General features: G+C 47.1%; 6 protein-coding genes. 2 read left to right on the top strand and 4 right to left on the bottom strand.

The window, feature by feature from the left end; all coding sequences use genetic code 11:
• The 3 genes from ACTIE6_RS01950 to ACTIE6_RS01960 form a co-directional block, all read right to left on the bottom strand.
• Positions 1-834: ABC transporter permease (locus ACTIE6_RS01950; protein WP_439555025.1), on the bottom strand; the 834-nt coding region annotated here is incomplete at its 3' end.
• 12 nt (positions 835-846) lie between these two features.
• Positions 847-1,443, bottom strand: a complete 597-nt coding sequence (locus tag ACTIE6_RS01955; RefSeq protein ID WP_439555026.1) for a hypothetical protein — start codon at positions 1,441-1,443, stop codon at positions 847-849.
• Positions 1,444-1,583: 140 nt separating this feature from the next.
• Complete coding sequence (locus tag ACTIE6_RS01960) at positions 1,584-2,261, bottom strand: ABC transporter ATP-binding protein (protein ID WP_439555027.1); 678 nt, start codon at positions 2,259-2,261, stop codon at positions 1,584-1,586.
• An 87-nt stretch (positions 2,262-2,348) separates the two neighbouring features.
• Between ACTIE6_RS01960 and ACTIE6_RS01965 the strand changes: the two genes are divergently transcribed.
• A complete protein-coding gene (locus ACTIE6_RS01965) occupies positions 2,349-2,708 on the top strand; it encodes a four helix bundle protein (protein ID WP_439555028.1) in 360 nt (119 codons plus the stop codon).
• Between the two features lie 58 nt (positions 2,709-2,766).
• On the opposite strand, the gene ACTIE6_RS01970 is transcribed toward ACTIE6_RS01965, so the two are convergent.
• Entirely contained in the window at positions 2,767-4,014 is a 1,248-nt protein-coding gene (locus ACTIE6_RS01970; RefSeq protein ID WP_439555037.1) for an efflux RND transporter periplasmic adaptor subunit, read from the bottom strand.
• Between the two features lie 389 nt (positions 4,015-4,403).
• Between ACTIE6_RS01970 and ACTIE6_RS01975 the strand changes: the two genes are divergently transcribed.
• Positions 4,404-4,769: response regulator (locus tag ACTIE6_RS01975; protein WP_439555029.1), on the top strand; the 366-nt coding region annotated here is incomplete at its 3' end.

A 4,769-nucleotide genomic window follows, 5' to 3' on the forward strand; every position in this document is an offset into this window, starting at 1 on the left:
GTGAATGTCCGTCAGCGGTATAAGCGAGTATTTGATAAAACTCCCCGATTTCCGCATTTCATCCAGCGTGGCGCCCATGATCTGCTTCACCCAGGAGCTGGTATACTTTTCAAGAATGGTGTCAAAATTCTTTTCAAACTGCGCAGCTGCCACACCTTCCCGCAATTTCATGTAGGTTTGAAAGTTGTGGCTTCCCCAGTTGTTTTCACGGCTGCCCGGGTACCCGCTCATCGACAAGAGCATATTCAGCGACGACAAATGCGAATGTTCCGGAATATTCTCCATTACACCTGTTACGGTGTAGGTAAGGTTATTGTCCAAAGTTAAAATCTGCCCTACCGGATTTTCGGTGCCGAAGTACTTCCTGGCAATGCGCTGGGAAATCACCATCGTTAAAGGTTCGCGCAGGACGCGCTTCGACTCTCCTTCGACCAATGGAACTGAGAACACGTCAAAAAAAGTGGAGTCCGCATAACAAACGACATCCTCTCTCAAATTTTCGGCAGATCCTTTTCTGCGTACCAGGTAGCTCCCATCGTCGCGCAACCTTGCAGCAGATTCGACCTGCGGATAATCTTTAAGTAATGTAAATGCAAGCGGATCCGGCGCAACAGCCAGCGCCATATCTGCGCCACCAAAGCGGATGTCCGAATTTACCCTGTAAATCCGGTCAGCGTCATTAAAAGATTGATCATAGCTTAGTTCATCGATCACGTACAATGTGATCAGCAGGCAACTGGCCAAACCGAGCGAGAGCCCGAAAATGTTCAGAAAGGAATAGAACTTGTGCTTTTGGAGATTCCGCCAGGCAATTTTGAGGTAATTTTGAAGCATAGTCTTGGCGGTTTACATGTCCATTCCCTTGCCAGGCAACTCAATTTCCCGTTCGAAGCTGTCGATAATACGCTGGCGTTCCGACTCCGTCTTATCTTCCGCATTCACGGTTTTCTCAAAGACAAACTCTTCTTCATTTTTCTTGAAATGGTATTGCAGAAACAGCTCGCCGGTTTGCGGATTATACTTGACATGCTTCCGGTATCCGGTTGATTCCAGTCCGTCAAAAGCTTTCCTGTGCGGATCGCGGGAGAATTCAGGTGTTGGTTGAATTGATGAATAAACAACCGGTTCTTCCGGTGTAGGCGGGACAGGCGGCGCGGGTGCAGCTACGGGAACTAATGGAGGCTGTGGAGATTCGGGAACATCCAGTTCACCGCTTGTTATAGATTCCAATACTTCATCACGCAACTCTACTCTTTCGTGGCGGCTCAACTCAGCCACATCATAAGAATGGGAGAAGTTAATTTCCCGACCATCAATCGTACCGGTAACCCGGATTGACATGGTTTTACCGTCGTCGTCAATACTTCTGCTCAAATGGCGTTTTTGCTGCGCCAGAGCAAATGTGCTGGAACAAGCCAGCAAAATGGTCAGGATTTTTTCCATGGTTAGATTTGGCTAAATGTGGCGGTCGGCGGTCGGCGGTCGGCGGTCGGCGGTCGGCGAACGAAAAGGGTTCTTGGCAACTTCTAATCAGTCCCAGCAAAAGAAAGCCGACTGCCGAAAGCTGACAGCCGACAGCTAAATCAGATATGCACCTTTTCCGTCACGATCTTGCCGTCGAACAGATTCACGATCCGGTGGGCGAAACCTGCGTCGTAAGGCGAGTGCGTTACCATTAATATCGTGGTTCCCGATGCATTTAGTTGGCTGAGCAGGTTCATTACTTCTTCCCCGTTTTTGGAGTCGAGGTTACCTGTCGGCTCATCGGCAAGTATCGTCTTGGGTGTTGCTACCACGGCGCGGGCAATGGCAGTACGCTGCTGCTGACCACCTGAAAGCTGCTGCGGGAAATGGTTCCGGCGGTGCATCATGTTCATGCGGGTCAATGCAGCTTCTACTTTCTCCTTGCGCTCGGCAGGAGGTGTTTTGAGGTACAGCAATGGAAGTTCCACGTTTTCATAAACAGTCAGCTCGTCGATCAGGTTGAAGCTCTGGAACACGAAACCGATATTCCCCTTGCGGATCTGCGCGCGCTGGCGTTCTGACATTTTTGCTACCTCCGTGCCGTAAAACTCGTAAGAGCCTTCGCTCGGATTGTCAAGCAAACCCAGGATGTTCAGCAAAGTGGATTTCCCACATCCGGACGGACCCATAATAGCGACAAACTCGCCATCTTTCACATCCATGTCAATGCCATTAAGCGCAGTAGTTTCAACTTCCTCTGTAGAGAAGACCTTGTGCAGGTTGGTGATTTTGATCATCTTTTTTAAGATTAGGAGGAAAGGGAGGAGGGAGGAAAGGGAGGAAATTTAATACTACCTTGCTCCTTGTACCAATCCATTATTTGTATGTCAAAGGTTGAAAAATTTGAAGATCTAAAAGTCTGGCAGTCGGGACTTTCCCTATCCATCCTCGTGTACCAAACACTCGCAGATTGCAGGGACTATGCCTTGAAGGACCAGATGTGTCGATCCGCGGTTTCCATTGCATCTAATATAGCCGAAGGGTTTGAACGTCATTCTAATAAAGAGTTTATACGGTTTCTAAGAATTGCAAAAGGCTCATCAGGCGAATTAAGGACTCAAATCTATATTGCTGCCGGTATTAACATGATTACAGAAGAGAAAGGAACAGAACTGATTAACAAGACTCAAATCATTTCCGCAATGCTTCAAAATCTAATCAAAACCAGAGAGTCAAACTTCTAAAACAACTCAACGTTCCTCCTTCTTCCTCCCTTTCCTCCATCCTCCCCTTCCTCCCTTTCTAAAATTCCAACACCTCATTATCCCCGAAGTTCTCATACGAACTTGTGATTACTTTTTCGCCTGGTTTCAGGCCTTCGAGTACTTCGAAGTATTCAGGGTTTTTGCGGCCGAGGGTGATGCTGCGTTTGGCGGCGCGTTTTCCGTCTTCGCCAACTACATATACCCAATTACCGCCTGTTTCCGAGAAGAACCCGCCTACCGGCAGCAAGGTCGCTTGTGAAGGCTGGCCCAGTTGCAGACGGATCGGTGCTGACTGGCCTCTCTTGATCAGCTCCGGCGCTCCTTTATCAAACTGCATATCAACTTCAAAGCGGCCGCTGAGTACCTCGGGATAGATTTTGATGATCTTCAAACCATAATCCTTCCCATTGAACTCCATGGAACCCTGCAACCCTGCGAAGATCCGTGAAATGTAATGCTCATCCACACTGACCCGCATTTTAAATCCATTCAAATCATCAATCTGACCGATATTCTGGCCCTGGTTGATGTTGGAACCCACTTCCACATTCATGGAGGAAAGTAAGCCTGAAACCGGTGCTTTCACTACCAGGTTATCCAAAGTCTGCCGCCACAGGCTTACGTTTTTCTGTGTATTTGCGAGGGTACCTTCCAGCTGGTTAATAGTCATCCGGGCATTTTCCTCCTGGTATTTCTGCGATTCTATTTCAATCTCGCGCTGACGTACCAGCTTTTCATAATCCCTTTTGGTTTTAAGGAAATCTGCCTCCGGGATTACCTTATCCTTGTATAATTTCACATTCCGGTCGTGGGCATCTTTGGCCTGATCCAGTTGAAAATCCAGGTCACTTAATGTCTTTTGAAGATTAAACCGCGCGATTTTCAAGCTCTGACGCGTATTTTGAAGATCGTTCACCAGTCGGCTTGCTTCTGTTTCTGATTGCAGGAAGCTTAGTTTCAGGTTCTGGTTTTCCAATCTTAAAAGGATATCCCCCTGTTTTACCATGTTACCGCCTTCAATTAATTTCTCGGTGACATAACCGCCCACAATCGCATCGAGCTGAATGGTTTTGAGCGGCTGAACAACCCCGGTAACAACGATGAATTCATCGAAACGGCCGGTTTTTACAGTAGATACGGTAAGCTTATCCTGTTCTACATTCAGCTTGCTCCGCTTGTCAGCGAAGAAAAACTGGTATACCAGAAAAGCAACCAGCAATGTGCTACCGGCAATGATACCGATGCGCTGGGTAGTCCAGAATTTCTTTGGTTTAATTTTGTCCATTGATGATCCTCCGGAAAAACCGTTGTTGCTCGTGCTTGTTGAGTTAGGTGTCCTGACTTCCATTATATGTGTTATTGAAAATTCGCCGTGATAGTTTTCCCTAGATTATCCAATCGCTGTGCCAAAGAAGAGAAACAATGATAACAAGCTCAATTTCAATCTACTTACATATTGCTGAAGTACTTACAATGTTCGTTATCGGACATTCTTGTTCGGCTACGGACAAGCCGGTTTTTTGACGAAAAAGCTCAAAATAACACGTTTTTAGAGCCCAAGAAATAGAATTCTAAATTGTATCAGCTAACTTACCAACATTAAAAATAAGCTGCTTTTAGCAGCCGCAAACCATCCATAACCGTTGACTTGAGTCAACGGCAATTCCAGAAGCCATGCAACTCTCCGAAGCTAAAATCCTGATCATTGACGATGATGTGGACGTACTCAGTGCGGCCAAACTTTTGTTAAAGCGCCACGCAAAAGCAGTTGACATCGAAAAAAATCCGCAGAAACTACCATTCCTGGTTACCAACGGGGACTACAACCTCATCCTGCTCGATATGAACTTTACGCGCGACGTGAACAGTGGCCGCGAAGGATTTCACTGGCTCGACAGGATACTGGACATCAACCCCGCGGCGAAGGTAATTATGATCACAGCTTACGGCGACATTGAAATGGCGATCCGCGCGATCAAGTCCGGCGCAATTGATTTTGTACTGAAACCCTGGGAAAACGATAAGCTGCTCGCGACGATT

This window comes from Dyadobacter sp., from assembly GCF_051859145.1.
In the GTDB taxonomy this organism is placed as follows: Bacteria; Bacteroidota; Bacteroidia; order Cytophagales; family Spirosomataceae; genus Dyadobacter.

Coding starts and splice junctions, on each gene's coding strand:
- ACTIE6_RS01955 (WP_439555026.1), bottom strand. CDS start 1,443: ATGGAAAAAATCCTGACCATTTTGCTGGCTTGTTCCAGCACATTTGCT.
- ACTIE6_RS01965 (WP_439555028.1), top strand. CDS start 2,349: ATGTCAAAGGTTGAAAAATTTGAAGATCTAAAAGTCTGGCAGTCGGGA.
- ACTIE6_RS01970 (WP_439555037.1), bottom strand. CDS start 4,014: ATGGACAAAATTAAACCAAAGAAATTCTGGACTACCCAGCGCATCGGT.
- ACTIE6_RS01960 (WP_439555027.1), bottom strand. CDS start 2,261: ATGATCAAAATCACCAACCTGCACAAGGTCTTCTCTACAGAGGAAGTT.